The sequence below is a fragment of the Leptolyngbya sp. FACHB-711 genome, assembly GCF_014695615.1.
GTDB lineage: Bacteria > Cyanobacteriota > Cyanobacteriia > Elainellales > Elainellaceae > Leptolyngbya_A.
In genome coordinates this window covers 1-26101 of sequence record NZ_JACJOR010000337.1, presented here as the reverse complement: position 1 = coordinate 26101, position 26101 = coordinate 1, and the positions used below count along the sequence as shown (strand labels likewise).

The 26101-nt window shown below is 50.3% G+C and carries 26 protein-coding genes and 1 pseudogene; 17 read left to right on the top strand and 10 right to left on the bottom strand.

What is annotated here, in order from left to right:
* Positions 1–403 (bottom strand): annotated as a pseudogene (locus tag H6F80_RS13975) (ISKra4-like element ISLesp2 family transposase); the annotation flags it as partial.
* A gap of 169 nt (positions 404–572) precedes the next feature.
* Here H6F80_RS13975 and H6F80_RS13970 point away from each other — a divergent pair.
* From H6F80_RS13970 to H6F80_RS30385, 10 genes are all read left to right on the top strand, one after another.
* A complete protein-coding gene (locus H6F80_RS13970; RefSeq protein WP_199296568.1) occupies positions 573–1433 on the top strand; it encodes a vWA domain-containing protein in 861 nt (286 codons plus the stop codon).
* A gap of 85 nt (positions 1434–1518) precedes the next feature.
* Positions 1519–3021 (top strand): hypothetical protein, encoded by a 1503-nt coding sequence (locus H6F80_RS13965; protein WP_190792142.1) that lies wholly within the window; start codon positions 1519–1521, stop codon positions 3019–3021.
* A gap of 406 nt (positions 3022–3427) precedes the next feature.
* A complete protein-coding gene (locus H6F80_RS13960; protein ID WP_190792141.1) occupies positions 3428–3985 on the top strand; it encodes an RNA 2'-phosphotransferase in 558 nt (185 codons plus the stop codon).
* A gap of 11 nt (positions 3986–3996) precedes the next feature.
* Positions 3997–4848 carry a GNAT family N-acetyltransferase gene (locus H6F80_RS13955; protein WP_190792140.1) on the top strand — a complete coding sequence of 284 codons (852 nt, stop codon included), beginning with the start codon at positions 3997–3999 and terminating at the stop codon, positions 4846–4848.
* Entirely contained in the window at positions 4845–5288 is a 444-nt protein-coding gene (gene ybiA, locus H6F80_RS13950) for a riboflavin biosynthesis intermediates N-glycosidase (protein ID WP_190792139.1), read from the top strand. Before H6F80_RS13955 ends, ybiA begins: the two co-directional genes overlap by 4 nt.
* A gap of 30 nt (positions 5289–5318) precedes the next feature.
* Positions 5319–5903, top strand: a complete 585-nt coding sequence (locus H6F80_RS13945; protein WP_190792138.1) for a 3'-5' exonuclease — start codon at positions 5319–5321, stop codon at positions 5901–5903.
* A 6-nt stretch (positions 5904–5909) separates the two neighbouring features.
* Entirely contained in the window at positions 5910–6107 is a 198-nt protein-coding gene (locus tag H6F80_RS31315) for a hypothetical protein (RefSeq protein ID WP_242067351.1), read from the top strand.
* Positions 6107–6739, top strand: a complete 633-nt coding sequence (locus H6F80_RS13940; RefSeq protein WP_242067350.1) for a hypothetical protein — start codon at positions 6107–6109, stop codon at positions 6737–6739. The genes H6F80_RS31315 and H6F80_RS13940 overlap by 1 nt, the downstream gene beginning before the upstream one ends.
* Positions 6740–7000: 261 nt before the next feature.
* Positions 7001–7237, top strand: a complete 237-nt coding sequence (locus H6F80_RS29145) for a hypothetical protein (RefSeq protein WP_199296567.1) — start codon at positions 7001–7003, stop codon at positions 7235–7237.
* A 75-nt stretch (positions 7238–7312) separates the two neighbouring features.
* On the top strand, positions 7313–7444 hold the full coding sequence (locus H6F80_RS30385) for a hypothetical protein (protein WP_277879150.1): 132 nt from the start codon (positions 7313–7315) through the stop codon (positions 7442–7444).
* Between the two features lies 1 nt (position 7445).
* Here the strand turns inward: H6F80_RS30385 and H6F80_RS13930 are convergent, their stop codons facing one another.
* Positions 7446–7631: a hypothetical protein gene (locus H6F80_RS13930; RefSeq protein WP_190792137.1), complete on the bottom strand. Its 186-nt coding sequence runs from the start codon at positions 7629–7631 to the stop codon at positions 7446–7448.
* 396 nt (positions 7632–8027) lie between these two features.
* On the opposite strand from H6F80_RS13930, the gene H6F80_RS13925 reads away from it, so the two are divergent.
* The 3 genes from H6F80_RS13925 to H6F80_RS13915 all read left to right on the top strand — a co-directional run bounded on the left by H6F80_RS13925 (position 8028) and on the right by H6F80_RS13915 (position 12278).
* The gene (locus tag H6F80_RS13925; RefSeq protein ID WP_190792145.1) at positions 8028–9674 is read left to right on the top strand and encodes an ISL3 family transposase; all 1647 of its coding nucleotides are present in this window, start codon (positions 8028–8030) and stop codon (positions 9672–9674) included.
* A 625-nt stretch (positions 9675–10299) separates the two neighbouring features.
* Complete coding sequence (locus H6F80_RS13920; RefSeq protein ID WP_190792136.1) at positions 10300–10734, top strand: hypothetical protein; 435 nt, start codon at positions 10300–10302, stop codon at positions 10732–10734.
* A gap of 401 nt (positions 10735–11135) precedes the next feature.
* Complete coding sequence (locus tag H6F80_RS13915) at positions 11136–12278, top strand: alpha/beta fold hydrolase (protein ID WP_242067349.1); 1143 nt, start codon at positions 11136–11138, stop codon at positions 12276–12278.
* Between the two features lie 16 nt (positions 12279–12294).
* Here the strand turns inward: H6F80_RS13915 and H6F80_RS13910 are convergent, their stop codons facing one another.
* A complete protein-coding gene (locus H6F80_RS13910) occupies positions 12295–13407 on the bottom strand; it encodes a pentapeptide repeat-containing protein (protein ID WP_206755069.1) in 1113 nt (370 codons plus the stop codon).
* Positions 13408–13534: 127 nt separating this feature from the next.
* Here H6F80_RS13910 and ybaK point away from each other — a divergent pair, with 127 nt between their 5' ends.
* Positions 13535–14062, top strand: a complete 528-nt coding sequence (ybaK, locus tag H6F80_RS13905; protein WP_242067348.1) for a Cys-tRNA(Pro) deacylase — start codon at positions 13535–13537, stop codon at positions 14060–14062.
* Positions 14063–14089: 27 nt separating this feature from the next.
* Here ybaK and H6F80_RS13900 read toward each other — a convergent pair whose 3' ends face one another.
* Positions 14090–14470, bottom strand: a complete 381-nt coding sequence (locus tag H6F80_RS13900) for an FTR1 family protein (protein WP_242067347.1) — start codon at positions 14468–14470, stop codon at positions 14090–14092.
* A gap of 399 nt (positions 14471–14869) precedes the next feature.
* On the opposite strand from H6F80_RS13900, the gene H6F80_RS13895 reads away from it, so the two are divergent.
* Positions 14870–15664 carry a DMT family transporter gene (locus tag H6F80_RS13895; protein ID WP_518523580.1) on the top strand — a complete coding sequence of 265 codons (795 nt, stop codon included), beginning with the start codon at positions 14870–14872 and terminating at the stop codon, positions 15662–15664.
* 7 nt (positions 15665–15671) lie between these two features.
* On the opposite strand, the gene recG is transcribed toward H6F80_RS13895, so the two are convergent.
* From recG to rpsB, 4 genes are all read right to left on the bottom strand, one after another.
* The gene (recG, locus tag H6F80_RS13890) at positions 15672–18221 is read right to left on the bottom strand and encodes an ATP-dependent DNA helicase RecG (RefSeq protein ID WP_190792133.1); all 2550 of its coding nucleotides are present in this window, start codon (positions 18219–18221) and stop codon (positions 15672–15674) included.
* A 20-nt stretch (positions 18222–18241) separates the two neighbouring features.
* Positions 18242–19324 (bottom strand): hypothetical protein, encoded by a 1083-nt coding sequence (locus H6F80_RS13885; protein ID WP_190792132.1) that lies wholly within the window; start codon positions 19322–19324, stop codon positions 18242–18244.
* Positions 19325–19508: 184 nt separating this feature from the next.
* Positions 19509–20171, bottom strand: coding sequence for a translation elongation factor Ts (gene tsf / locus H6F80_RS13880; protein ID WP_190792131.1), 663 nt, complete (start codon positions 20169–20171; stop codon positions 19509–19511).
* Positions 20172–20501: 330 nt separating this feature from the next.
* Entirely contained in the window at positions 20502–21287 is a 786-nt protein-coding gene (gene rpsB / locus H6F80_RS13875; protein ID WP_190792130.1) for a 30S ribosomal protein S2, read from the bottom strand.
* A 572-nt stretch (positions 21288–21859) separates the two neighbouring features.
* On the opposite strand from rpsB, the gene H6F80_RS13870 reads away from it, so the two are divergent.
* Positions 21860–23719: a chloride channel protein gene (locus H6F80_RS13870; RefSeq protein ID WP_242067346.1), complete on the top strand. Its 1860-nt coding sequence runs from the start codon at positions 21860–21862 to the stop codon at positions 23717–23719.
* A 9-nt stretch (positions 23720–23728) separates the two neighbouring features.
* On the opposite strand, the gene H6F80_RS13865 is transcribed toward H6F80_RS13870, so the two are convergent.
* On the bottom strand, positions 23729–24169 hold the full coding sequence (locus tag H6F80_RS13865; protein ID WP_190792128.1) for a secondary thiamine-phosphate synthase enzyme YjbQ: 441 nt from the start codon (positions 24167–24169) through the stop codon (positions 23729–23731).
* Between the two features lie 298 nt (positions 24170–24467).
* On the opposite strand from H6F80_RS13865, the gene H6F80_RS13860 reads away from it, so the two are divergent.
* Positions 24468–24806: a P-II family nitrogen regulator gene (locus tag H6F80_RS13860; protein ID WP_190792127.1), complete on the top strand. Its 339-nt coding sequence runs from the start codon at positions 24468–24470 to the stop codon at positions 24804–24806.
* On the opposite strand, the gene rdgB is transcribed toward H6F80_RS13860, so the two are convergent.
* The gene (rdgB, locus tag H6F80_RS13855) at positions 24803–25417 is read right to left on the bottom strand and encodes an RdgB/HAM1 family non-canonical purine NTP pyrophosphatase (protein WP_190792126.1); all 615 of its coding nucleotides are present in this window, start codon (positions 25415–25417) and stop codon (positions 24803–24805) included. The two genes, H6F80_RS13860 and rdgB, sit on opposite strands and share 4 nt — an antisense overlap.
* Between the last annotated feature and the right edge of the window lie 684 nt (positions 25418–26101).

The following is a 26101-nucleotide window of genomic DNA, read 5'->3' as shown; positions in this document are numbered from 1 at the left end:
CAGTGTCATCGCTAATACGAATGCCACACAACTGTGACAGCAGTTGCACGGCTAACTCAAACGGTAGAAATACAGCCAAAAGACAACCTAGACGCACCAGTTCAACCGACGTTTGCTGATACGGGACAATCCCAAGTACGGCATCAAATGGCGCATCATGACTGCCAGCACAACGATGTGGGCACCGTCCAACCCGTCGTCGCCATTCAACCCATCCCACTAACGTCAGCATCCGACGACTCACAAACCCCTTACTCTCCAAACGACTGCCACACTGATGACAATTGCCCCAAAGCTGAGGTAATTGGGCGCGTTCATTGAGGTGATGGTTCACTAATGCTCGGGCAAACCACAGCCCGATTTGCCAAGCCGCTAAGACCAGACTGGCAAGCGTGACGCTCCTTTGCAGGTTTTCATACAGCTGTTGCAACTCAAGGGCATCGAGTTCCACGATGTGTTTTAGCGTTAGCATAGAAGGAGATTTTTATTGTTTGGGGTGCGTCTACTCGGCGCACCTTTTTTGTTTCCTCTTCCATTCTCGCTAATTCTATTTCGAGTCCCCCAACTGCCGGATGTGCCCGATCGCCATTGGTGCAATCAAGCAACTGACTCCAACGGTGCTGGTGGCGTTAATCAACAGCATGACTCCGCAGGAAGTGATCAACAGCCTCAAGTCACTCAAGGCAAGAGGGGCAATGGATCACCCAGAGGTGAAGGCGTTGATTGATGGCAAGCTGGACGAGGCATCGAAGAGTGCGTGGGTTGCGGCATTCAAAGCTCAAGTTGCAGCCGATGCAGCGGATCTCGATGACGATACCCTAGCCCGGTTAGAGAAGGTGACCAACGAGCAGGTGAAGCGGCGTGGTGTGATTACCCGTCCGACTGCTTTGCTCGTGGATAAGTCGGGGTCGATGGAGAATGCGATCGAGTTAGGGAAGCGACTGGCTGCCCTGATCTCTGGCATTACCCAAGCAGACCTATTTGTCTACGCCTTCGACAACATTCCCTATCCTGTCACGGCACAGGGCAAGGAGTTGACCGACTGGGAGCGGGCCTTCCAGCACATCAAGGCAGGGGGCGGTACGAGCATCGGTGCGCCTCTGGAAGCGATGCGGAAGAAGCGGCAAATCGTAGATCAGATCATCGTCGTGACGGACGAAGGTGAGAATGCGGCTCCCTACTTCGGTGAGGTTTACAAGACCTACTGCCGGGAGTTGGCGGTGATGCCAAACGTGGTGATTGTTCGTGTGGGTGGTTACTGCAACTGGTTGGAGAGCCAACTGAAGGGACAGCAGGCACCTGTAGAGACGTTCACCTTTGCGGGAGACTACTACAGCTTGCCGAACTTTGTACCGCTGTTGACCCGCCCGTCTCGTTTGGATCTGCTGATGGAGATTCTGGACACGCCACTACCTGTAAGGGCAGAGAAGTGAAGTTAGAATGTAGCATTGCTCATTCAGCAATCTAGTGAGCAATGCTCAATTCGGCAAGTAAACTTCAAACTGAAGATAGGAATATATGGAGATCCAAAAACAGTTTAGTTTTGTTGGAAGCTTGAAAAAACTGCATGAGGATGACAATCAACCAATTGAAAACTTTTCTGCTAGTATTCAGTGTCACAAAAATGGAAGTATTTTTCTCGAAATAGGCTCAATGTTGTATGAAAGACTAAATCATAAGAAGTTTTATGAATCCGAATCAGTATATAGACTTACAAATTCTCCAGAACTTACACAGGATAAATTAGAAGACCCATTTTTTCTTCTTCAGTTAGACTTAGACAAATTTGAAAAAGAGTTAGTTCAGCCTTACGAAGGTAATTATGCTATTGAAGGAAGAACTCTTGAAGGATGGGTTACAAAGGCAGAAATTGCAGACCCCAACTTCACCGCATCATCCAAGAGAGAAGTCGCACCAGAAGTTGAGGATACAATTCAGAAATATCTCGTTAGACTAGAAAATTTATCTGTTGATTACCATCCTGATTGTACAGAAGGTCGAGGAGTAGAAGCTGTTTATGGACTTGCCAATCTACAGTTAATTCAAAATCTATCGACTCGTTTTCTGAAATCGAAATATGAATTTGGTCTTGCTTCTCTTGCATCTATAGGCAGGAAAGATTATGAGACTCTAAGTGCCGAAATGACACTTAAAGTTATAGATGAAAATGAAATCGAGGTAATTTCATACAGCACTTACTTTGCATGGTTTGAATTGTTGATCTCATTCGCAACTGGAAAATATCTCAAGGAGATTTATAGGATTGAGATAAGTCAAAGTAGTGGTGGTCGGAAGAAAGTTGAATATTGGCCTGGTAGCCAGTGTTTCAAAAGAGGTCGTGGAATTGCTGTGATGCAACAGGCGCACTTAGTCTCATTCATTGAGCAGTGTGCTTCAAAGGTAACATGGGAGAACTTTAGCGATAAGGATAAGGGATTAGGTTCAGCTTTACGTTGGTACACTGAAACGTTCTCTAGCGATGCAGTTTCAGTGGAATTTATATTGCTATGCACAGTTTTGGAGACACTCAATAAGCACCACTCTATGGAAATTAGTAGTAGATTACTTCCAAAATCTACTTACAAGGAAATTCGGAAACAAATTCTAAACGTTTTGGACGAGTACGAGCAGAGCCTTGATAACGAGGAGATTGTAAGCCAGTATCAGATTTTCAAAAAAAAGGTAGAGGCATCATTTGCCGAGGGTTCCTTTAATCAGATCGGCAGTTTGCGAACAAGTCTTAAACTAATGTTTGAGTTCTATAAAACCCCATACGAAGATTTATTCCCAAACTTAGAATTTATAGCTATAAGGGACGATATTGTTCACACTGGGTTTGGTGGTGACAACATTTTTTCAGATCTTCGTAAGCTTGGAAATCTTGTAGTACGATTAGTGCTTTCAATTCTTCAATATCGGGGCGATTACATTGAGTCTAGGAAAATCGAAATCAATGGTCTAGTAGATTTTGAAAAGCATGGTCTTGCTTACAAAACTTTTCCCTTTAAAAAAGATCGTTAATCTCATATATTGCTTCAGATTCAGCTTGAAGTAACTATTGCATTTAATGAATCTTAGCAGTTGTAGATAATCGCTCAACCGTAGGAGATGATAGTGATGAGCGACATGAAAAAAGCGTATGAGGTGGCGGCGATCGCCATTCAGGAATTCTTTTGGTAAGCGATAGCATTCAATGATCTCCTGTATGCCCTAACCTGTAGAGCCTACATACGAGTACGAGAGGAAACGTACCACTACAAGCAGTGGGTGCTTGTGAACGGGGAGTGCGAATAGGGAGGTGGGCTTAAAAGTAGCCATCCTTGAAAGAGTGTGTAATAACCCACGACTTGGAGCGCCCCAAGTAACTGAGAAAGCGCAATGCTCTCAAAACTTGCACGCAGGAGATTGATTGAAGCGGAGGAACGTTATGGACAAGACACGGCAGATCAAAATTAGCAAATACCTCAGCAAACATCTGCGACACGCACCAGAACGATTGGGACTGACTCTGGCGATCGGGGGCTGGGTGAACGTCGATGATCTGTTATCTGCTTGTGCTGCCCATCAGTTTCCCATCACTCGCGCTGAATTAGAGGAAGTGGTTGCCACCAGCGACAAACAGCGATTCTCATTTGATGAAACCAAAACTCGGATTCGAGCCAATCAAGGACATAGTGTTGAGGTTGATCTAGAACTCCAACCGCAAATTCCGCCGGATGTGCTGTATCACGGAACAGGGGAACAATCGGTGCCAGCCATTCTTCAATCAGGACTGCTCAAGATGTCACGGCATCATGTGCATTTGTCGAAAGATGTGGAAACGGCACGAAAAGTTGGAATGCGGCATGGTCGTCCGGTGATTTTTGCGATCGCTGCGACTGCAATGCAGCAAGCCGGGTTTACTTTTTACTGCTCAGACAATGGTGTTTGGCTGGTCGATCAGGTTCCACCCCAGTACTTAAAGATCCTGAGTCCTGAGTGCTAAGGAGATGAACAATGCAATTACGTCGATTTGATAGCCTTCAAGAATTCTGCGATCGCGCTCAGGATTATTTACTCCAGTATGAGGCAGAACACAATCTATTACTCGGTATCCTATATACGCTACGGCATTACCCAGAGCGATATCCTGAACCGCCTTACCTGGCGATCGTGGAAGCCGATAATGGAATTTTGGCTGTCGCAATTCGCACCCCTCCCTACAAGCTGGTGCTGTCTAAAGTAATGGACTTAGATGCGCTCCAGTTAGTTGCCCATAATGTCCAGGAGCAGGGCAAGCCCATTCCGGGTGCCGGTGGGTTAGTGACAGAGGTAGCAAGGTTTTTGCAATCCTGGCAGGCTCTCACCGGACAACCCTATCAAAGGGTGATGGAAATGCGAATCCATCAGCTAACCCAGGTTCAACCTGTAGCAACGGCAAAGGGGCATCTCAGGCTTGCCACTGAGGACGATCGCCCATTGCTGCTGGACTGGTTTCAAGCCTTTGTTGCTGAGATCGGTGAAGTGGTGAGTGAAACGCCTGAAAGGATGGTAGAGACTGGGTTGAAACGCCAGAGTGTGCATCTTTGGGACGACGGTACTCCCGTTTCTTGGGCAAGTGGCAGCCAATCTTTACCGACAGCGGCTCGCATTGGTCCTGTTTATACACCGCTGGAGTATCGCCGCAAAGGATATGCAACCGCCTGTGTTGCTGCGTTGAGTCAGAAATTATTAGACCAGGGATGCGATCGCTGCTTTCTGTTTACAGATTTAGCGAATCCTACATCCAATCATATTTACAAACAAATTGGGTATCACCCCGTCTGTGACTGGCACGACTATTCATTCATTTTCGAGGAGCAACCATGACCATTTACTTTTACGTTGAACGAGAAAAGCCCTACGGTTGCTTCTCTAACTTCTCAGCACATGGTTTCATGCTGGATGAATTGTATTGGGCGACGAGTGAGCATTATTTTCAGGCACAGAAGTTTATTGATACTCCTTATCTAGAGAAGGTACGACAAACTAAAACGCCTAAAGATGCAGCCAATATGGGGCGCGATCGCTCCCTTCCCCTCCGCACGGATTGGAATCATGTGAAGGATGATGTGATGCGAAAAGCCGTTCTGCAAAAGTTTAGAATCCATGCAGATATCCAAGAGATACTGCTGGCAACTGGCGATGAAGTGCTCGTGGAGAACTCTCCGATTGATTACTACTGGGGTTGCGGCAAAGATGGCAGCGGCAAAAATAAATTAGGGCAAATTTTGATGGAAGTGCGTGAGGTTTTACGCAACGAGAACTGATAGGTAAAAGTGAGGGAAAGGGAGGAATAGATGATGGACTTAACTCAATACGATTACTATTTAGTCCTTGATTTAGAGGCGACTTGTTGTAACCAAGACACGATCAAGCGGCATCAGATGGAAATTATCGAAATTGGAGCCGTAATGGTTGAAGCACAGAACTTGAACGTAATTGAAGAGTTCCAAACGTTTATCAGACCTACTCGCTATCCTGTCCTCACAGAGTTTTGTAAATCATTAACCTCAATTACTCAGGAGCAAGTCGATCAGGCTCCAGGTTATGTGGAAGCGATCGCTCTCTTACAACATTGGCTATCAAACTATCCCAATGAGGTATTTGGTTCCTGGGGTGATTACGATCGCAACCAGTTCAAACAAGACAGTAAGTATCATAACGTTCCTTTTCCCATTGCCTATCTGCACGTCAACCTCAAACAGCTATTCAGTAGCACTCAGGGTTTACCCAAGCGATATGGCATGGCAGAAGCTTTGCAACTGGCAGGGGTTGCGCTAGAAGGAACTCATCACCGAGGCATTGATGATGCCAGAAATATTGCTAAATTGCTGCCGTTCATTTTAGGCAGGCAACAACTACAACAGCCTTCAACCGCTTAATTAACGATGACTGACATCCGCAAGCTACTCAACCAGATTGCCAGTGCTGAGGCACAATTGCAATCAACTCAATTCCTTGCACCCTGTGTCAAAGGTGGACGAGTTCGGACACGGGCAGCAGGAATGGTCTATACCTTCACTCCCAAACCTCGTCAGAAGGATGGGGTATTTTTCAACCCACAGGTGAACAAACTGCAACGCTGATGGAAGGGGCAGATTTACCTCAGGTCGCTGCTTACTTGCAGCAGTTTCCGACCATTCGACTGCGGCTAGCATATCGCTTACAACATCAATCCTGGCTGGCATATCCTGTCAGTGAAGCCGATATGCGGCAGCGGTTTAAGACGGTCAAACCTGTTGCTGTGCATTTAGTGACAGAAAGCGTTGCCTTTGAGCAAATTCTTGCTCGTTGGAATGGCAATTCCTGCTGGTTTGAAGAAGTCGATCGCCGTGCTGATCCTACAATCGCCGAAACCCTCCAATCCAATCTCAAGCAGTTGGCTCCTATGGAGGAATTGCAGTTCAAGGGGATGACTCCAGAAATGCGAACCCTTTACGAATTAGCAACTCAGCAAATAGAAGGATTTGCTCAACCTCAACGAGATGAAAAGCGGTTGCAGCAAGCTCTCAAGCTGGGTGGGGGTGAACTGCACCAGTTTCAGGATCGAGGGGATTACTGGACGGTGGATTGGACAACATTAGATGGCGTGCGTCATACCAGTGCGATCGCCAAAGAGGATCTGACCGTTGTGAGTTCTGGCATTTGCCTCAGTGGACGCGATCGCGACTTTGATCTGCAATCGCTAGTGGGTGTGATGGAACACCGGGAGTGGTGAAACAATGAGCATCTTTTTTCACGAATAGCTTTACCGAACGGATACCGTCATGGCAAAGCTGAAGGATTTTTCTGTGACCATTTGTGGTGCAGGCGCTTTGGGTGCAAACCTGGCTGATTATCTATACAACAACAACTCTTCTCTACAAAGAGTCTATAGAACAACATCTTCGTACTTCACTACCGTCATCGAATTGAAAGTAATGCCAAACGACGAGGAAAGCGAGCGCCCTCTCAGCACCAGGAATCAACGGCCTCGGAGATGGAGAAACTTGCTGTCCCAGTTGAGTTTCCAGCGATCGGACTGCTTTACCTCTATCGAGAAGCAAGGAAGGACGCTCACCTTCATGCAGTAGCCGTAACGGTGTGGAGAGGTCCAGACAAACTGGCAGAAACCGAGCCGATCCCCTGCATGGGTATGACCAATGGGCAGGTAAAGTCCTACCTACATAAAGGTTTTGGTAACGTTGAAGGAGCGATACGGCATCACGGAGTTTGAGCCACCGATTCGTTTAGAACCTTGTGAGTGCCCGATCGCACCCTGTTCTTTAAAGGCAAAGTAAGGAATTTCCCTATGTTTGCTCAGGCAGAAATAGCGATCCGAGAGTTGTTTGAGCAAGCATTAGTTGAGCGAGAACAGGCTAACTTGAATCAACTGTGGCAAAATGTGGAACCCGTTCTGCGACAGATGTCGAAAATTGACTAACTTAGGTTAGGTGGATGGGCGATCGCCCAGTTAGCGGATCTACATCATCAAAGAGCGATGCGGTGGTTGAGTGATTGGGAGGAGACAGATGTGAGGTAGAACCGCCCACTGCGGAGGATTGGCTGACCGGAGCGCAGTCATCTCTTGAGACATAGTTGAGTTGAGATTCTTCTGCATTCTTTAACAATTCCGCTTGTTCCGCAGCAGTTAAGTTCTGCTTAATAGAAGAGTTTGCAAGGAATTTGGGAGTGTAAATGATTTTATGTTCCTTGCAGCGATCGCTTCACACCGCTTAAATATTTGCAGACCCCTGCCTCTTTCCCTTCCCCTACAAGTATTATGAAAGACGGGCAAACCTTTTTGCTTGCTATAAGGCAAGACCTATCTCAGGAGTAAGCTAAAATTTTGGAAAAGGTAGGAATAAATAGGTCTTCAGAATTGACACGTATTCCTTCGCTATCTCTCACGAATTGACATGTATTTCTTCGCATACCCTACGAATTGACACGCAATTCTGGCTCATCCCATCTTTTGGTGAAGTTTTGGCAAGATAGAGATATATTCTCTGAATCAGGAGAAATTAATCTTCATTCAACCGCTTTTACCTGACCCCACCCAGTTACACCTCGAAAGCTGGGAGTTGAATCGGGCAACTCAAGATCTCCAGTTGACCGTTACTTCCACCCAGCGCCAAGCCATTTGCCCCCTATGTCAGCAGACCAGCCATCGGGTTCATAGCCGCTACTGCCGTAGCCTGCAAGACCTTCCTTGTGTAGGCTTCGCGCTCCGACTCCAACTTCAGGTGCGCAAATTCTTTTGCCTCACCCCAGGATGCAAGCGACGCATCTTTACCGAACGATTGCCGCAGGTAGCTGCGCCCTGGTCAAGACGGACTGAGCGATTGGCAAAGCATTTGATTGCGATTGCAGTCGAACTCGGTGGGAAGGCAGGAGAGCGATTGGGGCAGCAATTGGGCTATCGAATTCGGGACAACACGCTGCTGTCGTTGTTTGCAAGAGTGCCCCTGCCTGCAATCAGACCGCCAACGGTACTGGGGGTAGACGACTTTGCCTTCGCCAAACGGCAATCCTACGGCACGATTCTGGTGGATCTGGAACGGCAGCGTCTCATTGCCCTGCTCAAAGACCGAGAAGCCAACACGCTGGCACAATGGCTGGAGCAATATCCGGGAATCGAAGCTCTGTCGCGTGACCGTTCTGCCACTTATCGCAGCGGCATGAATCAAGGCGCACCCCAGGCAATGCAGATCGCGGATCGCTTTCATTTATTGCAGAACTTTACTCAAGTGCTGGAACAAACCTTGAGTCCCCATACTGCGGTTCTTGATGCCGTTGATACGGCTCAACGCTTAGCAGATGCACCGGATGGTGCAACCGTGATGATCGCACCTGCCACATCCCCACAACTTGATGCCCAGCAGCGCGCCTTACAAAAGCGGGCACAACGCCTCAAAACCTATCAAAAGGTTTGGCGATTGCATCAGCAAGGTTGGTCTACTGGAGCCATTGCCAAAAAGGTGAAGCTGAGCAGTCGGACGGTGCAACACTATCTCAAAACGACAAGCTTTCCGGAACGGCAAGGACGCAGTGACCGGGGCAGGAGTTTGTTAAACCCCTACAAACCCTATCTACTAGAGCAGTACAATCAGGGACACAGGCAGGTTAAAGTCCTGTTTCGAGAGATCCAGAAGCAGGGGTATGGGGGAAGCTACATGACGGTGAGCCGCTATGTGCGGCAGTTAGCCCAAGCCCAAGGCATGAGGCTGCGGCAGTATCCGTCCCATCGAATGCCCGCCGTGGTCGATTCGCCTCGCCCCCCGCTCACCCCAAAGCGGGCAGCCTTTTTAGTGCTCCGGCGAGCCGAAACGCTGCAAGCAGATGAAAAACAGTTGCTTCAACGTCTGGTTGAACAATCTGAGGTGGCTCCTGCCATCACGCTCGCACAAGCGTTTGCTCAGATCGTGCGGCAGCGACAGTTTGAACAATTCGACGGGTGGCTAGAACGGGCTGAAGCGAGCGGTCTGAACCCGTTTATCCGCTTTGCCCGAAGTTTACGGGATGATTACGATGCGGTCAAAGCAGGCGTGACTTTCACTGCCAGTAATGGGCAAGTGGAGGGGCAGATCAATCGGCTGAAGATGCTCAAGCGGCAAATGTACGGTCGTGCGGGCGTTGAACTACTGGAACGACGATTCCTGCTCGCCAGTTAACCCAATTAATGGATAAGGCATTTGTGCGTTATTGGCTAACGCATCTACTTTGCCATGTTCAAGCTCGGTTAAATTTAATGTTCTAATTGATTCTCAATCTCATCTTGTTGCTCTCAGACGCTCTAAACCTCAAACATTGCCGCTAACCCTTAGTTTGAGAGGCTTTTGCTTGTACTCCCTACTGCTGGATCACCAAAAGATGGGATGAGCCAATTCTTCGTTAAGAACACTTATTTTTTCGCTCTACAAGATTGTGCTGAACCGGAACAGGGTATAGATTACGTGTTGGGCTGCAAAGTTTGTTTCCGTCCGGTTAGCTCAAACGTTGTGCCGCCGACCCTGGGTGGGGCGTGACTGCAAGCCGATCGGTTAGTGACTATTGGCAACTATGTTTTTGAGGAACTGGCTTTCCTGAAATACGTTCTACTAGTGGGAGCGGGTTGTAGTGAACAGTTTTTTGGGGATGCCTCACAGCAAAGCTTCTACACAATTGATGTGTTCATCAAATATCGCGCTCAGTCATAAAAAGGCAACTGCTTTCATTAGTAAACATTGCTAAGGCGATCGCAATGAATTCAAATTTTTATTGCATGTTGGAGCCTAGCATCACATTGGAGACGCGCTCATGCAAACACGTATAAACAGGACCGCGTACTGGTTTGCCGTCGGCATTGCGCTCGCGGCAGCATTCATCCTCGTCTGGCTAAGCCTTGGCGTTGGCATCATCGGGAAGGACGGCGATCCCGCCAACCTGATGTATTTCGGGGTGCTCGCTGTCGGAATTATCGGTGCCATCATCGCGCGCCTCCAACCCCAAGGGATGGCACGTGCGTTGGTCGCGACGGCGATTGCTCAGGCATTGGTTGCTGCGATCGCGCTAATCGCAAGGTTGGGTCTTCCGTGGAGCGGACCGGCAGAGATCCTGGTGCTAAATGGGTTCTTCATCGCGTTGTTTGCCGGATCAGCCTGGCTGTTTCAGCGTGCTGGGCGTGGGCGAATCTGGACGGGGCAGCGCCTAACCATCTGCTTGCACACCGACCACAGTAGGGTTAATTGCTAAGAGTGAGAAGTATGCTGCGGCAGGTGAAGCGGAACGTTCTGCTGCAAACCCTCAGTGGAGACGGTTCTTGGAGTTTATCTGTTAGTCTTTGATATCTAGACGCTTTGAATTTATCCAGGAGCGCAAAGCACTTCAGCCGCTATAACGAGGACTAGCAAAGCTTATGCTTTAGACAGGTAACAGAACGTGCCCTGTTTCGTTCCGTTCTATGCAACATCACCCCGATAGCGATATTGATGTGATGGTGAGATTTCACCCAGATGCTCATCCTACCTACATTTTCCCAGCACCTTGAGAATCGTTGAAGACTCCGTTTATGCCTATCCTGAGAGGGTTACGATCGCCCCGATTTTTCCTTTAGTCTCGGCTTAATTTGTCTCGCTGGAAGGGGAAAGTTCGCGATGTTTATGCCGATCGACTTCATACTTCGTTTGTTATCGAGTGTGCTGTCCGTTTTCATTCTTGGAGGTGGGGCATACATTCTCTATCAGTGGCATGAAGGAGAGTTGGTGAGCGATCGCTGGCTATACCTGGGAGTGGGAATGCTAGTGTGGTCGTTTCTAGGTTTGCTGCCGATTTTGCTGCTGCACCGTGCCGGACGCGATGAACCGAAACCGTTTCGCAGCGATCGGGTTCAGCGACTTTCTCGACCAGACGGCAGTGAGATTCAGGTGGAGTTTTATGAGCCTGATTTCTCGACGGGGGAAACGGCTTCGTATCCCGTGCCAACGATCATCCTGACCCATGGATGGGGACCGGATAGCACGGTCTGGTACTACGCCAAGAAGCAGTTGACCGAGCAGTTTCGCGTGATCACCTGGGATCTTCCAGGCTTGGGCAAATCTCGCAAGCCGCGGAATCGAGACTATTCGCTGGAGAAATATGCGCGTGATTTGAATGCGGTGATCGAGGCGGCGGGGAATCAGCCTGTGATTTTGCTGGGGCATAGTATGGGCGCGATGATTCTGCTGACTTTTAGCCGATTGTTTCCAGAACGGTTAGGCGATCGCGTGGCAGGTCTGATTCTGGTAGACGGCACTTATACAAATCCCTTGAGAACAACGACTCTGAGCAAGCTGCTGCTGGCACTGCAAAAGCCTTTGCTCGAACCACTGCTGCATCTGGCGATCGTCTTTTCTCCGGTGCTGTGGTTGGCAAGCTGGCTGAGCTATCTAAACGGTTCGACGCTGCTGACGACCGAGATTTCTGGCTTTACGGGCCGAGAAACACGCGGACAGCTTAATTTTTCTAGTTTGATCGGCATTAAAGCACCGCCAGGAATTTTGGCGCGCGGCGTTCTGGCCATGTTCAAGTTTGAAGAGACCCAGACGCTTCCCACTATCTCAGTTCCAACCCTGGTTGTGGTGGGCAAGTCGGATATTGCAACTCGACGGTTTGCCAGCGATCGAATGAGTCAGGCCATTCCTGGGGCAGAGTTGAGTGTTATCGCTCCGGGTGGACACATGGCACTGATGGAACGCAATGCTCAGTTTGCAGAAATTGTTCAGTCGTTTAGTCGTGCCTGCCTGAGCTTAAAGGCATAAGCAAGGATTTGTATTTTCAGGAGATAGATTCCTGAGTGGATCGCCCGCTCCAGCCGCCTGGCAGATCTTCCAGGATTGCGCCTCTTGCCTTCAAATTAATTCGATCGCTGTGGGTTAATCCGGGGTTTTTGTTGAATCTTGCGCCTTTCACCAGTACCACGCCCAGATCCACCTGATCCAGATCTACGCCTTGCAGCAATGCTTCACGAAAATCGGCTCCGCTGAGGTCAGCTCCGCTAAGGGTCGCTTCTTTGAGCCTGGCACGGCTGAGATTTGCCCAGCTTAGATTGGCATCACTGAGATTAGCGCGATTGATTTTTGCCCAGCTCAGGTTTGCGGCAGTGAGATTGGCGCGGCAAAGGCTCGCGTCGCGCAGATCGGTATCGCTGAGAATCGCATCGCTGAGTTCGGCATCGCTCAGGTCTACGCCAGGAAGGATAGCGTCACTCAGGTCGGCTCCTGTGAGATCTGCTCCACTCAGGTCGGCTCCACTCAAATCCGCTCCGCGCAAAATCGCTTCTCGCAAATTGGCATTTCTGAGGTTCGACCGGCTCAGGTGGGCATCGCGCAGATCAATCCGGCTCAAGTTCGCATGGCTCAGATTTGCCCCACTCAAATCGGCATTGCTCAGATCGACCCGGCTCAAAATTGCCCACAGAAGAAACAAGATATTGGGATTTGCCCAGACGATCGCCGTTCTCCCTGGCTGTGCTGCGATCGTCATCGCCCAGATCAGGGTTGCCCAAACTAAGCCGATGCCAATTAGAATTGGCAGGTTAAAGCTGCCGCGTCGAGGAACGGCTACCTTGAGCATGACTTCTCGCAGGTTGATCCAGACCAGAATCGTCCAGAGCAGGTTTGCCCAGATTAAAATAACGCCTGCGACGCCTGCCTCGGTCAATTGCAGCCATAGCAAGACTGCCCAGGCAAAGTTTGCCCATAGCAGCAGCGTTCCAATAAAATCAACTCGGCTGAGATCAACGCCCTGCAAATTTGCGCCGCCAAAGGTTTTTTTGCCGCGCCACACTTTGAGCCTGATTCGGAGTCCTGCAAAAATGTGGCTGTACCAGGGAGGACGATCGGGCGGCGAAGTAGACGAGGTAGAGGGCATCAGTGACGCTCGGCGCATAGGATTCACAGGATTGGCGGGCAGGAGGATGAAGAGACAAACTCACTAAACCGTCTGGATCATAGCCAATCGGAAAGACCAACCGCCAGTGTATTCGACTGCAAAAATTGCCTGTAGTGGGCTGTAAATGTCGAATGCAAAAGGAATTGCGAAGCGAGCAGGAGCGCAAGAAGGGGAAATGAAAACAAACGCCGTGCGGATTCTTGACAGCTTAGAAATTGGATATCAGCTTTTAAACTACGAGGTTGATCCTGAAGATCTCGCCGCGGAAAGCACTGCCGTGAAGCTTAATCTGCCGCCGGAACAGGTGTTTAAGACGCTTGTGACCAAAGGCGATCGCACTGGAATTTGTCTTGCCGTGATTCCGGGCAATGCTCATCTCGACCTTAAAGCACTGGCAAAGCTAAGCGGCAATCGTAAAACTGAACCTGTGCCGCTAAAGGATGTGCAGCCGTTGACTGGGTATATTCGGGGTGGCGTAACTGCCCTGGCGTGCAAAAAGCCTTACCCTGTCTATGTTGATGAAACGATCGATTTATTCGATCAGGTTGCGGTTTCTGCTGGAATGCGCGGACTGATGATTTTTCTATCGCCTGCTGACTATTTGCAAGCGGTCAACGGCACGATCGGGGCGATCGCTCAGGACAAAGCGTAATCCTTTTAACTGCGAATTAGCTGCAAATTAGCTGCGAACATCGCTGCGCTTTGCTTTGAGTTTGAACTTTGGAAAGAACATTCGACCGCCTAAACTCTGAAAATAAATGCCGCCAACCGTTGCTAAAAACAGGATGTATGCGATCGCCTGCACTTGATAAAGCTGCTGTGTATAGCCAAACAGCGCACTCAACAGGAGTCCTGGAAAGCGATCGTCCGGCAGCACTTTCGACAGATTCCAGACCGTCGGACCCAGGATGCAGGAATGGTTCCGGGTGAAACGTTTATAGTAAAAGTAGAGCGATTCCGAGGCGCGATCCCGGCTGGCAAGAGTCTGCATGACCGTGTCGAAATGCCCTAACGCCGTTACCACCAGTCCGGCAATCAGCAGTAGCAGCAGCACGCCCATCGCCTGAAAGAACAGCTTCAGGTTCAGCTTTATCCCGAACTTAAACAGGAGCAGGACGCTTCAAACATTCTCTAGGAAGGAACCATTTTCTGGTGGTGTTCTAGCGGTTAAAGGGTTTCTAGCTGATTGTTTTGAGCAGTTAATACTACAATTGCCAGATCGGCTTGACTCAAATGATGTGTTTGGAATATCGCGAGTGCTTTTACTCCGCTTCGTCCTGTCCCTGTAGCTTGGTCATTTCAAATGTTTGGTTTTTTGATTGTTTTGTTATCTTCTGTTTTCTTTTGTTTTCAAAACGTTCTGGTTAGAGTTCTGTTTAAAGAACATGATATTTTAGGTCTTTTTACAACGGGTGGTTTTGTCACCCCATCCTTGCCGAGTTCGTTTCTGCTCATGTTCATGCGGACGCTGCTCGTGATGCCTTTAACGTCCTCGTTTGCTCCAGTTTTGCACTCTAGCATCTGGTCTGATTTGCGTCACCTTGGCGATCGATCGAATCGTTCTCTACTCTGGCAATCGCTGGGTGGCGGGATGCTGATGTTTTTATATCTGGCATTGCTTTATATTGCGATCGGTACGATTCCTACCGGGATCGCACTAACGCTGTTTTTTACCTATCCTGTTTTTACTGCGTTGTTGTCTTGGCGGTGGTTTGGCAATCGTCCCAGTCGGTTGAGCTGGATTGTGATGGGTATTGTGCTGATTGGCAGCTATTTCACCATGCCTGTGATCAATGCTCAAATCGATCGATCAAGCTTAATTGGTATTCTTGCCGGCTTAGGGTCGGGTATCACCTATGCTTTCTACGCGGTAATTGCCCAAAAGAGCTTCGAGCGGATTCATCCTTTTTCCTACACCTGGATCAGTTTTGGAACCACAATGATTCTCTCCGGGATGAGTCTGCTGCTGTGGAACTTTCACAGTCAGTCGTTACCCTGGACGGCTCTTTGGATTGCGGGGTTGTTATCGGCGATCGTTTCCTTCGGGGGTCACTTGCTCAATAACTTTGGCATTCGCTATCTGGGTGCGACGGCGGCAGCGATCGTGGCTGCGACCAATCCGGCTCTCACTGCTCTGCTTGCCTGGTTAACGATTCAGGAAACGCTAAACGGCATTCAAATTATGGGTGTGCTGACTGTGACGCTGAGTGTGGCTTTGCTCAGTCGAGAACTCAAGTCTGAGAAGCAGGGTTAGATGAAATTCAGGTCAAAATCATGCCGCCCAGCAGCTTGCGATAGCGATATTCCAGCTCGGTTTTCATCAGGCTCCAGCGTTCCAGCGAAGCATCTCTTTCCATCACGGCTTCTGCTGCGTCACGGGCTACCTGCAAAACGTCTTGATCTTCCACCAGTCTTGCCAGGGCAAAATCGGGTAAGCCAGACTGCCGCATTCCCAGCACTTCACCAGGTCCACGAAAACGCAGATCCATTTCTGAAATAAAGAAGCCGTCTTGAGATTGCTCCAGAACTTTGAGCCGCTGAGCTGCTGTTTGATTTTTTGAGGTATTCATCAGCAGACAGAAAGATTGATTGCCGCCTCTGCCGACCCGTCCGCGAAGCTGGTGAAGCTGGGACAGCCCAAAGCGATCGGCGTGTTCGATCAGCATGACTGTGGCATTCGGAACATCCACTCCCACCTCAATGACCGTGGTTGAGACAATAATTTGGGTTTCGTTATCGCGAAATTTGCCGATCGCCTCATCTTTCTCTGCCGAACTCATGCGCCCGTGCAGCAGTCCCACCGAGAATTCAGGAAAGACCCCTTCGCTTAAGTGCTGATATTCCTCGATCGCCGACTTCAAATCGAGTTTTTCTGATTCCTCGACCAGCGGCAGCACTACATACACCTGCCGTCCCTGCGCGACTTCCCGCTTGATCAGTTCATAGGCATGGTTGCGATCGCGTCCCGTCAGCACCGTGGTTTGAATCGCTTTGCGTCCGGGCGGCAGTTCATCGATCTGGCTTACGTCTAAGTCTCCGTGCAGCGTCAGAGCCAGAGTGCGGGGAATGGGCGTTGCTGTCATGGTCAGGACATGGGGATAATCGCCTTTTTGCTGAAGTTTTGCTCGCTGTCCCACGCCAAAGCGATGCTGCTCATCGATCACGACCAAGCCCAATCGCTGAAACTGTACCGGGTCTTCGATCAGTGCATGGGTTCCCACCAGCAGGGGCAATTCTCCAGTCGATAGCTCAGCGAGCAGTTTGCGCCGTTTCGCGACCTTTGTTGATCCGGTTAATAGCTCGACAGGCAAATGCAGCAGGTTAAACCAGCTCACCAGCTTATGATAGTGCTGCTCCGCCAGAACTTCGGTGGGAGCCATTAACGCTGCCTGATATCCCGACTGAATCGCTGCCAGAATTGCCACCACTGCCACCACTGTTTTTCCCGATCCGACATCGCCCTGCACGAGTCGATTCATCGGTGTTGGCTTTTGCAGATCGGTAAGGATTTCGTTGACGACGCGCTGTTGGGCATCAGTGAAGCGGAAGGGCAGCACTTCGTAAAACTGCTCGATCAACTGTCCGGTGGGGGCAAGCGTGGCAGTCGTTTCCTTTTTTTGCTGCTGTTTGCGCCGCAGTAATCCGAGCTGCAAATAGAAAAATTCATCAAACACCAGACGACGGCGGGCGTCATTCAGAGCCGCTTCATCAGCCGGATAGTGGATCGAGCCGATCGCCCCTTTCAGCTCAATCAGCTCATATTTTTGCCGCAAGCCATCGGGCAGCGGATCTTGAATCTGGGAAATGGCGGGTAACGCTGCAACGACTGCCTTCCGCACGATATCGGCTTCTACGCCATCGGTAAGCGGATAAATTGGCACAATTCGCCCGACTTTCAGTGAATCGATCGACGCCCCCGAATGATCCATTACCTCAATCTGCGGATCTTCCAGCGTTGCTCCATACTTATCTTTTTTCACCAGGCCCGAAGCAGCAATCACGGCTCCCGGTGGATACATTCGCTTTTGCTGCTCCTGCCAGCCACGGGTATAGCGAGTTCCGGCAAAGAAACGGCTGAGCTTGAGTCGTCCCGTGTGATCTGCCACCGTCAGTTGAAAGATGGTGAGCTTCTTGTTTTTAGGACTGGTAAAGCAGGTGCAGCTTTTCACGGTGGCAACCAGCGTCACGGTCTCGCCCGGTTCCAGCGATCGAATATTGACCTGACGCGCATAATTAATGTGGTCACGCGGATAGTAAAACAGCAGATCGCGCACCGTATCAATGCCCAGCCTTGCCAGCTTTTCGCTGTTCTTCGGGCCAATTCCCGGTAAGTAGGTCACTGCCTGATCGAGGGCGATTTTGCCTTTGCGATCGGAACTGACCAGCGGCACAGTACGTGGAGCTTTGACCGCCTGACCGCCTGACTTTGCCGCAGATTTTGAACTGGAAGCAGGGCTGGTCGTTTTGCCATTGGACTCAGCAACAGATGGCGCAACAGCAATGCTTTGCAGTTCTCCCTTGGGAGGAATCGAAGCTAACTCAGCTTGCTCAACCTGCTTGCGGGCACTGTGCAGCAAACGGCGTGCCTCAGCAATTAAATGCTGACGTTGAGAAAATGACAGGTCGGTGTATTCCGTAAACTGGTCGGCGATCTCGCGAAACCGCCTGCGCTCTGCCACGGGCAATCCGGTCGGCGGCTGATTCAGGCTGAGGCTGAGAAATTCGCTGAAGCGATACTGATTGCCCCGCAAATCATTAAACCCGTTTTCCGCCTCAACTGAGAGTGCTTTTTGCAGTCTGAGCCAATCCATAGTCTGCGTTACTGACTCCGCTAGTCCTCATACCAGCTCGATCGCCATGCGGCTTCTGCCTGCGCGGTCGAGCGCTCTTTTTGCTTTTGATAATAGTCTCGTCCAATCTTACTGAGTCGGGCAGAAAGTTCACGAATTCGCGATCGCCACACGCTCAAACTTCCATTGGAAAACTCTATCTCAGATAGCCGCAGCCGTACTGCAGTAATCGTGGTCATGCTCGGTCGTTTGCTGCTTTCCGATCGAGTTTCGATCATCAGGCTCAGCAGATTAGGCAGACTTGCCGTTGTCTCAGCACTAAGTTCTGCTTTGGTTGCGACTTCCAAAATTGGTTCTGGAAGCTGACGGGGCAGCAGCTCAGCTCGATACAGCAGTCGGTTGGTCGCATGGGACCAGTGATACAGCATTTCCATCACTGATTCTTCAAGCCTGTGCTGCCAGTAGAGCAGGTCTTTGGGCGTGAGCGGTCGGTCTTCGATCGGGGGTTCGTCGTCTTGCTCGTCGTCAGGTTCGTTTTCAAATTGGGAATCTGGGGAATCTGGGGAATCTGGGGAGTTATCCTCTGAAGAATCTTGCTGGGCGTCGGCTACTTTGGCTGGGTCGGGCTGCATGGCAGCTTGAAGGAATCGAAGGGCAGTGGGCAAATCGAGATCAGAAGCACCTATCAGAAATGCCTGGTCAGTTCCCATCTCAACCCGATCGATCGATTCCTCTAGCTCCTCGTCTCCTTCGTCTTCTTCATCTCCCTCATCCCCCTCCTCTCCTTCGTCTCCCTCTTCTAGTTCCTCCTCCTCCGTTTCCCCCGACAAATCACGCGGCACGATCGGCTGAAGCACACTTCTCATTTCCGTCTGTGCCTGCTTTGCTAACTGTCGCAGCCTTTGCTGAAGTTCCTGTCGCTGATTAAACGTAAGACTGAGAAATGCTTCAGGATAGCCATGGGTGCAGAGGTGATAGCAAGCCAGAATGAGCTGCTGCCGGACTGCATGTCCCAGCGCGTCCAGGTATTCACCATAGGCATCATGAAATTCTTCTGCGATCGATGCAACCGCTTGCTGGAGGGCTGCCATCTCCTGTTCGATCTGGTTAAGGCTTCTCACCATCGATCCTTATTTTCCCTTTTTCTGCTTTCCAGGATAGCGATTTCTTTCAGAAGCACTGCCCTCACCCGGTTCTGCTTTTAGAGGGCAAAGCAAAATGGGCAACGAACGATCGGAGAAAATGACCTTCTCGATCGCCCATCGCCCAATCCGTATCAGAACGCCAAATCAGAACCCAGGCTCAGGTTTATGCCTTTCCACCTGTTTGCGCTGCCACTTCTGCGGCGAAGTCTTCTTCTTTCTTTTCGATGCCTTCGCCCATCACATAGCGGACAAAGCGACGCACCTGGATATTTTCGCCGATGCTGGCAATTTTTTGCTTTAGCAGATCGCCAACTGTAATCGTCTGGTCTTTGATGTAGGGCTGATCCATCAGTGAAAGTTCTTTCAACCGCTTTTCGATCCGTCCTGCCACGATCTTCTCGCGGACGGCTTCCGGTTTATTGCCCAGGTCGTCCTTGCCCATTTCGATCGACTTTTCTTTTTCGATCACGTCTGGCGGAATGTCTTCTACCCGGACGTACTCTACGTTCTGGTAAGCAGCGATCTGCATGGCAATGTCTTTCACCAATCCCTGAAACTCTTCGTTTCGCGCCACAAAGTCAGTCTGGCAGTTGACTTCGACCAGAACGCCAACCCGTCCGCCGATGTGGATGTAGCTGCCGACCAAGCCTTCAGCCGTGATCTTGCCCGAAGCTTTTTCTGCCTTTGTAATCCCTTTTTGACGGAGCCATTCGATCGCCTTTTCCATATCGCCATCGGTGGCTTCCAGGGCTTTCTTGCAGTCACCGAACCCTGCGTTCGTCTTGTCGCGCAATTGCTTGACGAGTTTTGCTGGTATCTCCGCCATGATGCTTCAATTCCTAACTAGATATGCTTTGGATGAGATTTGCATAATTCATTCTGTGAGATGCCTCAGAAAGCTGTTCGGTCGGTCTGCGCTCCGAACCGCCCCTCGTCTCCCAAGGCTAAGGAGAGCCTACTGACCCCTGGGGTTTCAAAGTTCCCTAGCATTAGGAATTTGGGGGGCAATATAGCACCTAAAACACCCCTCAAACACCCTCTTGAGTTCATCTCCAGAACGATCGCTCACAGATAAACCTACCGGAAAAGAGACAGGATAAGGCAAGTCTTCGGCAACACACACGACAGATTCTGCTCTCACCCTGTCCCGCGCCAATTACGCTTCTGTTTCTTCTTCTTCTTCGACAAGCTCGGTTTCGTCGTACTCGAACTCTTCTTCTGCGCCTTCGTAGTCTTCGTAGTCTTCTTCAGCGTCGAGCTGACCGTGACGACCTTCATAGATCGCGTCTGCCAGTTTGCCCACGATGAGCTTGATCGATCGAATCGCGTCATCGTTTGCGGGGATCGGAATATCCGCCGTATCGGGATCGCAGTTCGTATCCAGCAGTGAGACGATCGGAATATCGAGCTTCTGGCACTCCTGAACGGCGTTATATTCGCGCCGCTGGTCTACCAGAACCACAATATCGGGCAGTTTCCGCATTCCCTGAATGCCGCCGAGGTACTTCTGCAGCTTTTCGAGTTCACGCCGCAGCACTGCCGCTTCTTTTTTAGGCAACAGATCGAGTGCGCCCGTTTCCTGTCTGCGCTCCAGTTCCTTGAGGCGATCGACGCGGGTTTTGATCGTTGTCCAGTTGGTTAGCATTCCGCCCAGCCAACGCTGGTTGACGTAGAACGCACCGCAGCGGCTTGCTTCCTGAGCAATGATTCCGGCTGCCTGACGCTTTGTACCGATAAACAGAACGCGCTTGCCTTGCTCCGACGCATTGCGGAGGTAGGTGTACGCTTCCTCCATCAGCTGAGCGGTCTGCACCAAGTCAATGATGTGAACGCCATTTCGAGCCGTGTAGATGTAGGGAGCCATCTTGGGGTTCCAGCGACGTGTCTGATGACCAAAGTGAACCCCTGACTCTAATAATTGAGCCAATGAAACAACAGGCATGATTTTCTCCTTTCGGGTTAATCCGCCATCCAGTTGTATCTTTGCCGCTTGCTTCGCAGTTTCTCGAAGAGGTAATCGTCGCTATGACTTATTTCTCTGTCACTTATTTCTAAGGAAGAATGAGCTTGGGCAGACGAAAACAGCGCAAAAACACCCGAAATACTGAATGTGTGAATTTTGACAACTCTACTAGGTTAGCACAGGCACAACCCGTTTATGGCAGAAGAATAGACTGCGCTAAGGTACGGATCTCACCCTAATTTTAGAGTTGAGGAAACCTGATAAAAAAACCTCAGATGCAAGTCAGAAAGTGGCTTAGAGAACAACCTATTCTGCCGCCCGATCACGCAAAATAGAGTGAAGGATATTGCTATTCTCCGATCGGTGTCGCATCTGCTGGGGTGCGTCCTGCTTTTGCTTATTTGTTTGCTGATTCATTTAGGCTGATTCGTTTAGTTTAGTAAGAACGCTGTACCTCGATCGCCTGCTTCAGGAATTCGTCCTGCTTAAAGTTGCTCGATCTAGTTCCCTGACTTTGCCGCTCAACCCTGCCCCAATGTCCGATGAAGCCCATGACTGAATCCGAGGGGCATCTACGCCCGTCTGCTGCTACGCCTGAACCGCCACCGCTCAAACAATTCCTCAAACAGCTCCAGCCCACCCCAGAGGCGATCGTATTGCTATTGGCGGTTCTGGTGGGAACAGGAGCGGGAGCGGGGGTAGTTTTGTTTCGAGCATTGATTCAGTGGACCCATGATCTGATGTTTGGCGAGGTGTCCAGCTTTTTGTCAATCTGGGGACACTGGACGATCGCCCTGATTCCCCTGCTGGGTGGGGTGATTGTGGGGCTGATGCGCTGGCGAATGCAGGATTTTGGTCCGGGACTGACCACGCTGGTAGAAGTGGTCCAGGAAAGCCGCGAGCTGCTGCTGATTAATCCCGTGACTAAGATGGTTGCCGCCTCGATTTCGCTGGGGAGTGGGGCATCGCTAGGTCCAGAAGGTCCGAGTGTGGAAATTGGAGCGTACTTTAGTTTGTTGCTGGGGCAAGTGCTTCAGGTATCGCAGGAGCGGCGGCGATTGTTGCTGAGTGCAGGGGCGGCGGCAGGATTGGCGGCAGGATTTAATGCACCGATCGCCGGAGTCTTTTTTGCGCTGGAAGTCGTCATGGGCACTACGTTTGCAGCATCGGCGGCGAGTGTTGTGCTGTTGGCGGCGGTCGTAGCGGCGTGGATTGCCCGAATTGGAATGGGGGCACAGCCTGCGTTCACGTTGCCCGCCTACGAAGTGCGAAGTGTGCTGGAACTGCCGCTGTACGTTGGACTGGGGCTGCTGGCAAGTCTGCTGTCGCTGATTCACATTCGCGCCCTGCGGCTGTCTCAACGCTGCTTTCAGGGGCAAATTGCCGGACTGGAATGGATCGGTCAAATTCCCCAACCGTTCCATCCGGTCATTGGCGGAGCCGTGCTGGGGTTGGTTGCTCTGAAGCTGCCGCAAATTTTGGGCGTGGGCTATGAAACCGTTGAGTCGATGCTGCAAGACGTGCAGTTTCCGCTTCCGTTGGTGGTAGCTCTGCTAGTGATGAAGCTGATTATGACGGCGATTAGCTTTGGCAGTGGCTTTGTGGGCGGGGTGTTTGCGCCTGCGCTGTTCCTGGGGGCATCGCTGGGATCAGTTTACGGGAAGGTTTTGGCGATCGGCTTACCGATGCTGCACGACTACATGGCTTCTCCTCCGGCTTATGCGATGGTGGGCATGGCGGCATTTCTGGCGGCGAGTGTGCGTGCCCCGCTGACGGCAATTTTGCTGCTGTTTGAACTCACCAACGATTACCGGATTGTGTTGCCTCTGATGGCAGCAGTAGGCTTGAGCATCTGGACGGCTGAATATTTGGAGCCGAAAGTCGTGATTGACAACGCGGCACAGAATGAACCTGTTGAAGCTGTTCTCCATCCTGATGTGTCTCGCCTCACCGTTGCAGACGTCATGCACCCGGCTCCGCTTCAGCTCAGGAGCGATTTTACCCTGGCGATCGCCGCCCAACAATTTGTCCAGTATCGCTGTCACAGTGCCCTGGTTATTGACGCTGAGAATCAGCTTGTCGGCATCTTCACCCTGAATGACATTACCCGCATAGTGACGCGATCGAAATCTGCTGAAGACCGCATCATGCTATTACAGCAGCCGATCGCTGATCTTTGCACCACTAAAATGGTCTACGCTTATCCCGATGAATCCCTGACGGAAGCCACCGATCGCATGACCACCAGAGGACTGCATCAGCTTCCCGTTGTCGATCGGGATCATCCCCAGCAGGCGATCGGACTCCTAACCCAGGCAGATATCGATCTTGCTGCCAGCCTCGCCCAAACCCGCCAGGTATTAGAACAATACGGCCCTCCCCAGCCAGAAGCACTTGCCTTGCTGAATTAATTGACTCCTTCACTCCCCCCAAACCTGACAAAACACCGATCGCCGCCTTGGACCATCCAGCTCAAACAGCAGTACCGCTTGGTAGGTTCCCAGGGTCAGCTTGCCGTTTGCGATCGGGACAATCTCGCTGGTGCTGAGCGTCATTGCCATCAAGTGAGCGTGGGCGTTCACTGGCTCGTCGGGGGGAATGTTGGGGCGCAGGTGCAGATCGTTGTGCAGGTAGGGATCGGCTTCGGGAGCGAGTTTTCGCAGATAGGCTTTCACATCCTGCATCAGGCGCGGCTCGAATTCATTGATGGCTAAAGCGGTGGTGGTGTGGCGCGAAAAGATTAACGCCTGTCCGTTTTGAAGGTTCGATTTTGAAACGATCGCCTGAATGTGTGCCGTAATGTCGTACACTTCGATTCCGGCTGTGGTTTCTAGTTCAATAATGTGATTGACGATCGCCATCGCCTCGTTCCTCACGCGAATGCACTGGACAGCTTGCTTTCTAATATTCTGAGGGGAATGTGCTGAAAATGAAATCGGATATTGAGCTTTACTTCAGTGCTGCTTTAAGGAGAATTGAAATTGATTAAAGCTGTATATCGCCTCATGAATCGCAGATTATTCAGTAGAAAATAAGAGGAATTGTCTCCGCTAAGCAAACCGTAGCTTATACTACAAAATTATTTTTGGTAGCGGTGATAGAAACAGTCAGGCAACCCAGCCTGCAATGCACTAAGAACTAAGGGAGCTTACAAAGTCCATGAAAAAAGTTGAAGCAATCATTCGTCCTTTTAAACTTGATGAAGTCAAGATCGCGCTGGTGAATGCCGGGATTGTTGGGATGACGGTTTCTGAAGTACGCGGCTTTGGTCGGCAGAAGGGACAAACCGAACGCTATCGCGGCTCTGAATACACGGTTGAATTTCTGCAAAAGCTAAAAGTTGAAATCGTTGTCGAAGACGATCAGCTAGACATGGTGGTAGACAAAATCATCTCGGCTGCACGAACTGGGGAAATCGGCGACGGTAAAATCTTCATCTCCCCTGTCGATCAAATTGTGCGAATTCGGACAGGGGAAAAGAACCAGGAAGCGATTTAAGATTCCGGGTTGATTTCTTTAAGCTGAGGCAAGAGTGCCTCAAATGCTTTCCCCCGGTGGCTGACGCGATGTTTCAGTTCCGGGGGCATTTCAGCAAAAGTCATGCCTGCTTCCGGCACGTAAAAAATCGGGTCATAGCCAAAGCCGCCTGAACCTCGCGGCGCGCTGATAATTTCTCCCACGCAAATCCCCTCGGTGTGCAGGGCGATCGATCCATCGGGACGTGCCAGCGCGATCGCACAAACAAACTGCGCCTGTCGATGCGAAGCAGTTCCTCCTGCAGGAGAATCAGGCTGATGGTCTAATTCTCGCAAAAGCCGCGCAATTCGATCGGCATCAGTATCAGCATAGCGGGCAGAGTAAATTCCCGGTGCGCCGTTTAGCGCATTGACCATCAAGCCTGAATCATCGGCGATCGACCATTGCCCCAAAGCTTTTGCCACCTGAGACGCTTTCAAACAGGCATTTTCTAAAAAGGTGGTTCCGGTTTCTTCGATTTCCAATGCTTTGGGCTTCAGGCTCAGCTTCCACGGCAACGATGGATCGGTGAGGTATGCCTGCATTTCCGTTAACTTACCGGGATTACTGGTGGCAACGACGAGAAGAGTCATAGCAAAGAGAAGCGGTTCTTGAAAGGTCTTATTGGGGATCATAGGGGATCGTATTTGCTTCTAGCCAATCGATTGCGATTTGTTTTAAAGCGGTTTGTCGATCGCGGCTTCAATCTCAGTGCAAAATTGCTTCATGATGACCTGTTCGTGAATCTTAATTCGTGAATCCTCAACGGACTGGGAAGCCGTAGATAGTCATCAGACTCTAGTTTTTTTGCGCTTTCTGAATTGTGTCTTTCAGATTGCGTTCTTTCAGATTGCGTCTTCCAGTTTCAATCAGCAGCGGCGTCGTCTTCTGAATCAGCCGCTTGAAAGTCATTCTGGCTAACCGTGACCGATTTACCTGTCTGTTGATTGAGACAGGCAAACAGCTTGTGATTAAGTGTAACCATTTCGTTTACCCTATCTCAAACTTTGACGACTAAAGCCATTCCTCACGACTTTCTCAACGAAGTTCGGAAATACTACAGGATGAAACTGATTTTTGCTACTTTGTAACTCAAAATCAGCCGTGAGACGCAAGAAGTTCGCTGCGATCGGATTTAGGTTTGCACTAGGTAAACGCTTCAATTTTCCTTCTAGTCCCATTTCTTTGTACTGGAAACCCTCCTGATACGGAATCCGGATAGTAAAGTAACACTATTTTATGCCTGCCTCCACCAGTGAAATAGCGTGTGCTGACGA

What these genes read in the sequence shown, in the direction of transcription:
- ybaK (WP_242067348.1), top strand. Translation starts at nt 13,535, where the DNA reads ATGTCGAATGCAAAAGGAATTGCGAAGCGAGCAGGAGCGCAAGAAGGG.
- ybiA (WP_190792139.1), top strand. Translation starts at nt 4,845, where the DNA reads ATGACCATTTACTTTTACGTTGAACGAGAAAAGCCCTACGGTTGCTTC.
- H6F80_RS13915 (WP_242067349.1), top strand. Translation starts at nt 11,136, where the DNA reads ATGTTTATGCCGATCGACTTCATACTTCGTTTGTTATCGAGTGTGCTG.
- rpsB (WP_190792130.1), bottom strand. Translation starts at nt 21,287, where the DNA reads ATGCCTGTTGTTTCATTGGCTCAATTATTAGAGTCAGGGGTTCACTTT.
- H6F80_RS13910 (WP_206755069.1), bottom strand. Translation starts at nt 13,407, where the DNA reads ATGCGCCGAGCGTCACTGATGCCCTCTACCTCGTCTACTTCGCCGCCC.
- H6F80_RS13860 (WP_190792127.1), top strand. Translation starts at nt 24,468, where the DNA reads ATGAAAAAAGTTGAAGCAATCATTCGTCCTTTTAAACTTGATGAAGTC.
- H6F80_RS13895 (WP_518523580.1), top strand. Translation starts at nt 14,870, where the DNA reads ATGCGGACGCTGCTCGTGATGCCTTTAACGTCCTCGTTTGCTCCAGTT.
- tsf (WP_190792131.1), bottom strand. Translation starts at nt 20,171, where the DNA reads ATGGCGGAGATACCAGCAAAACTCGTCAAGCAATTGCGCGACAAGACG.
- H6F80_RS13870 (WP_242067346.1), top strand. Translation starts at nt 21,860, where the DNA reads ATGACTGAATCCGAGGGGCATCTACGCCCGTCTGCTGCTACGCCTGAA.
- H6F80_RS13960 (WP_190792141.1), top strand. Translation starts at nt 3,428, where the DNA reads ATGGACAAGACACGGCAGATCAAAATTAGCAAATACCTCAGCAAACAT.
- H6F80_RS13885 (WP_190792132.1), bottom strand. Translation starts at nt 19,324, where the DNA reads ATGGTGAGAAGCCTTAACCAGATCGAACAGGAGATGGCAGCCCTCCAG.
- recG (WP_190792133.1), bottom strand. Translation starts at nt 18,221, where the DNA reads ATGGATTGGCTCAGACTGCAAAAAGCACTCTCAGTTGAGGCGGAAAAC.
- H6F80_RS31315 (WP_242067351.1), top strand. Translation starts at nt 5,910, where the DNA reads ATGACTGACATCCGCAAGCTACTCAACCAGATTGCCAGTGCTGAGGCA.
- H6F80_RS13970 (WP_199296568.1), top strand. Translation starts at nt 573, where the DNA reads ATGTGCCCGATCGCCATTGGTGCAATCAAGCAACTGACTCCAACGGTG.
- H6F80_RS13945 (WP_190792138.1), top strand. Translation starts at nt 5,319, where the DNA reads ATGATGGACTTAACTCAATACGATTACTATTTAGTCCTTGATTTAGAG.
- H6F80_RS13920 (WP_190792136.1), top strand. Translation starts at nt 10,300, where the DNA reads ATGCAAACACGTATAAACAGGACCGCGTACTGGTTTGCCGTCGGCATT.
- H6F80_RS13965 (WP_190792142.1), top strand. Translation starts at nt 1,519, where the DNA reads ATGGAGATCCAAAAACAGTTTAGTTTTGTTGGAAGCTTGAAAAAACTG.
- H6F80_RS13900 (WP_242067347.1), bottom strand. Translation starts at nt 14,470, where the DNA reads ATGGGCGTGCTGCTGCTACTGCTGATTGCCGGACTGGTGGTAACGGCG.
- rdgB (WP_190792126.1), bottom strand. Translation starts at nt 25,417, where the DNA reads ATGACTCTTCTCGTCGTTGCCACCAGTAATCCCGGTAAGTTAACGGAA.
- H6F80_RS29145 (WP_199296567.1), top strand. Translation starts at nt 7,001, where the DNA reads ATGGAGAAACTTGCTGTCCCAGTTGAGTTTCCAGCGATCGGACTGCTT.
- H6F80_RS30385 (WP_277879150.1), top strand. Translation starts at nt 7,313, where the DNA reads ATGTTTGCTCAGGCAGAAATAGCGATCCGAGAGTTGTTTGAGCAAGCA.
- H6F80_RS13940 (WP_242067350.1), top strand. Translation starts at nt 6,107, where the DNA reads ATGGAAGGGGCAGATTTACCTCAGGTCGCTGCTTACTTGCAGCAGTTT.
- H6F80_RS13955 (WP_190792140.1), top strand. Translation starts at nt 3,997, where the DNA reads ATGCAATTACGTCGATTTGATAGCCTTCAAGAATTCTGCGATCGCGCT.
- H6F80_RS13865 (WP_190792128.1), bottom strand. Translation starts at nt 24,169, where the DNA reads ATGGCGATCGTCAATCACATTATTGAACTAGAAACCACAGCCGGAATC.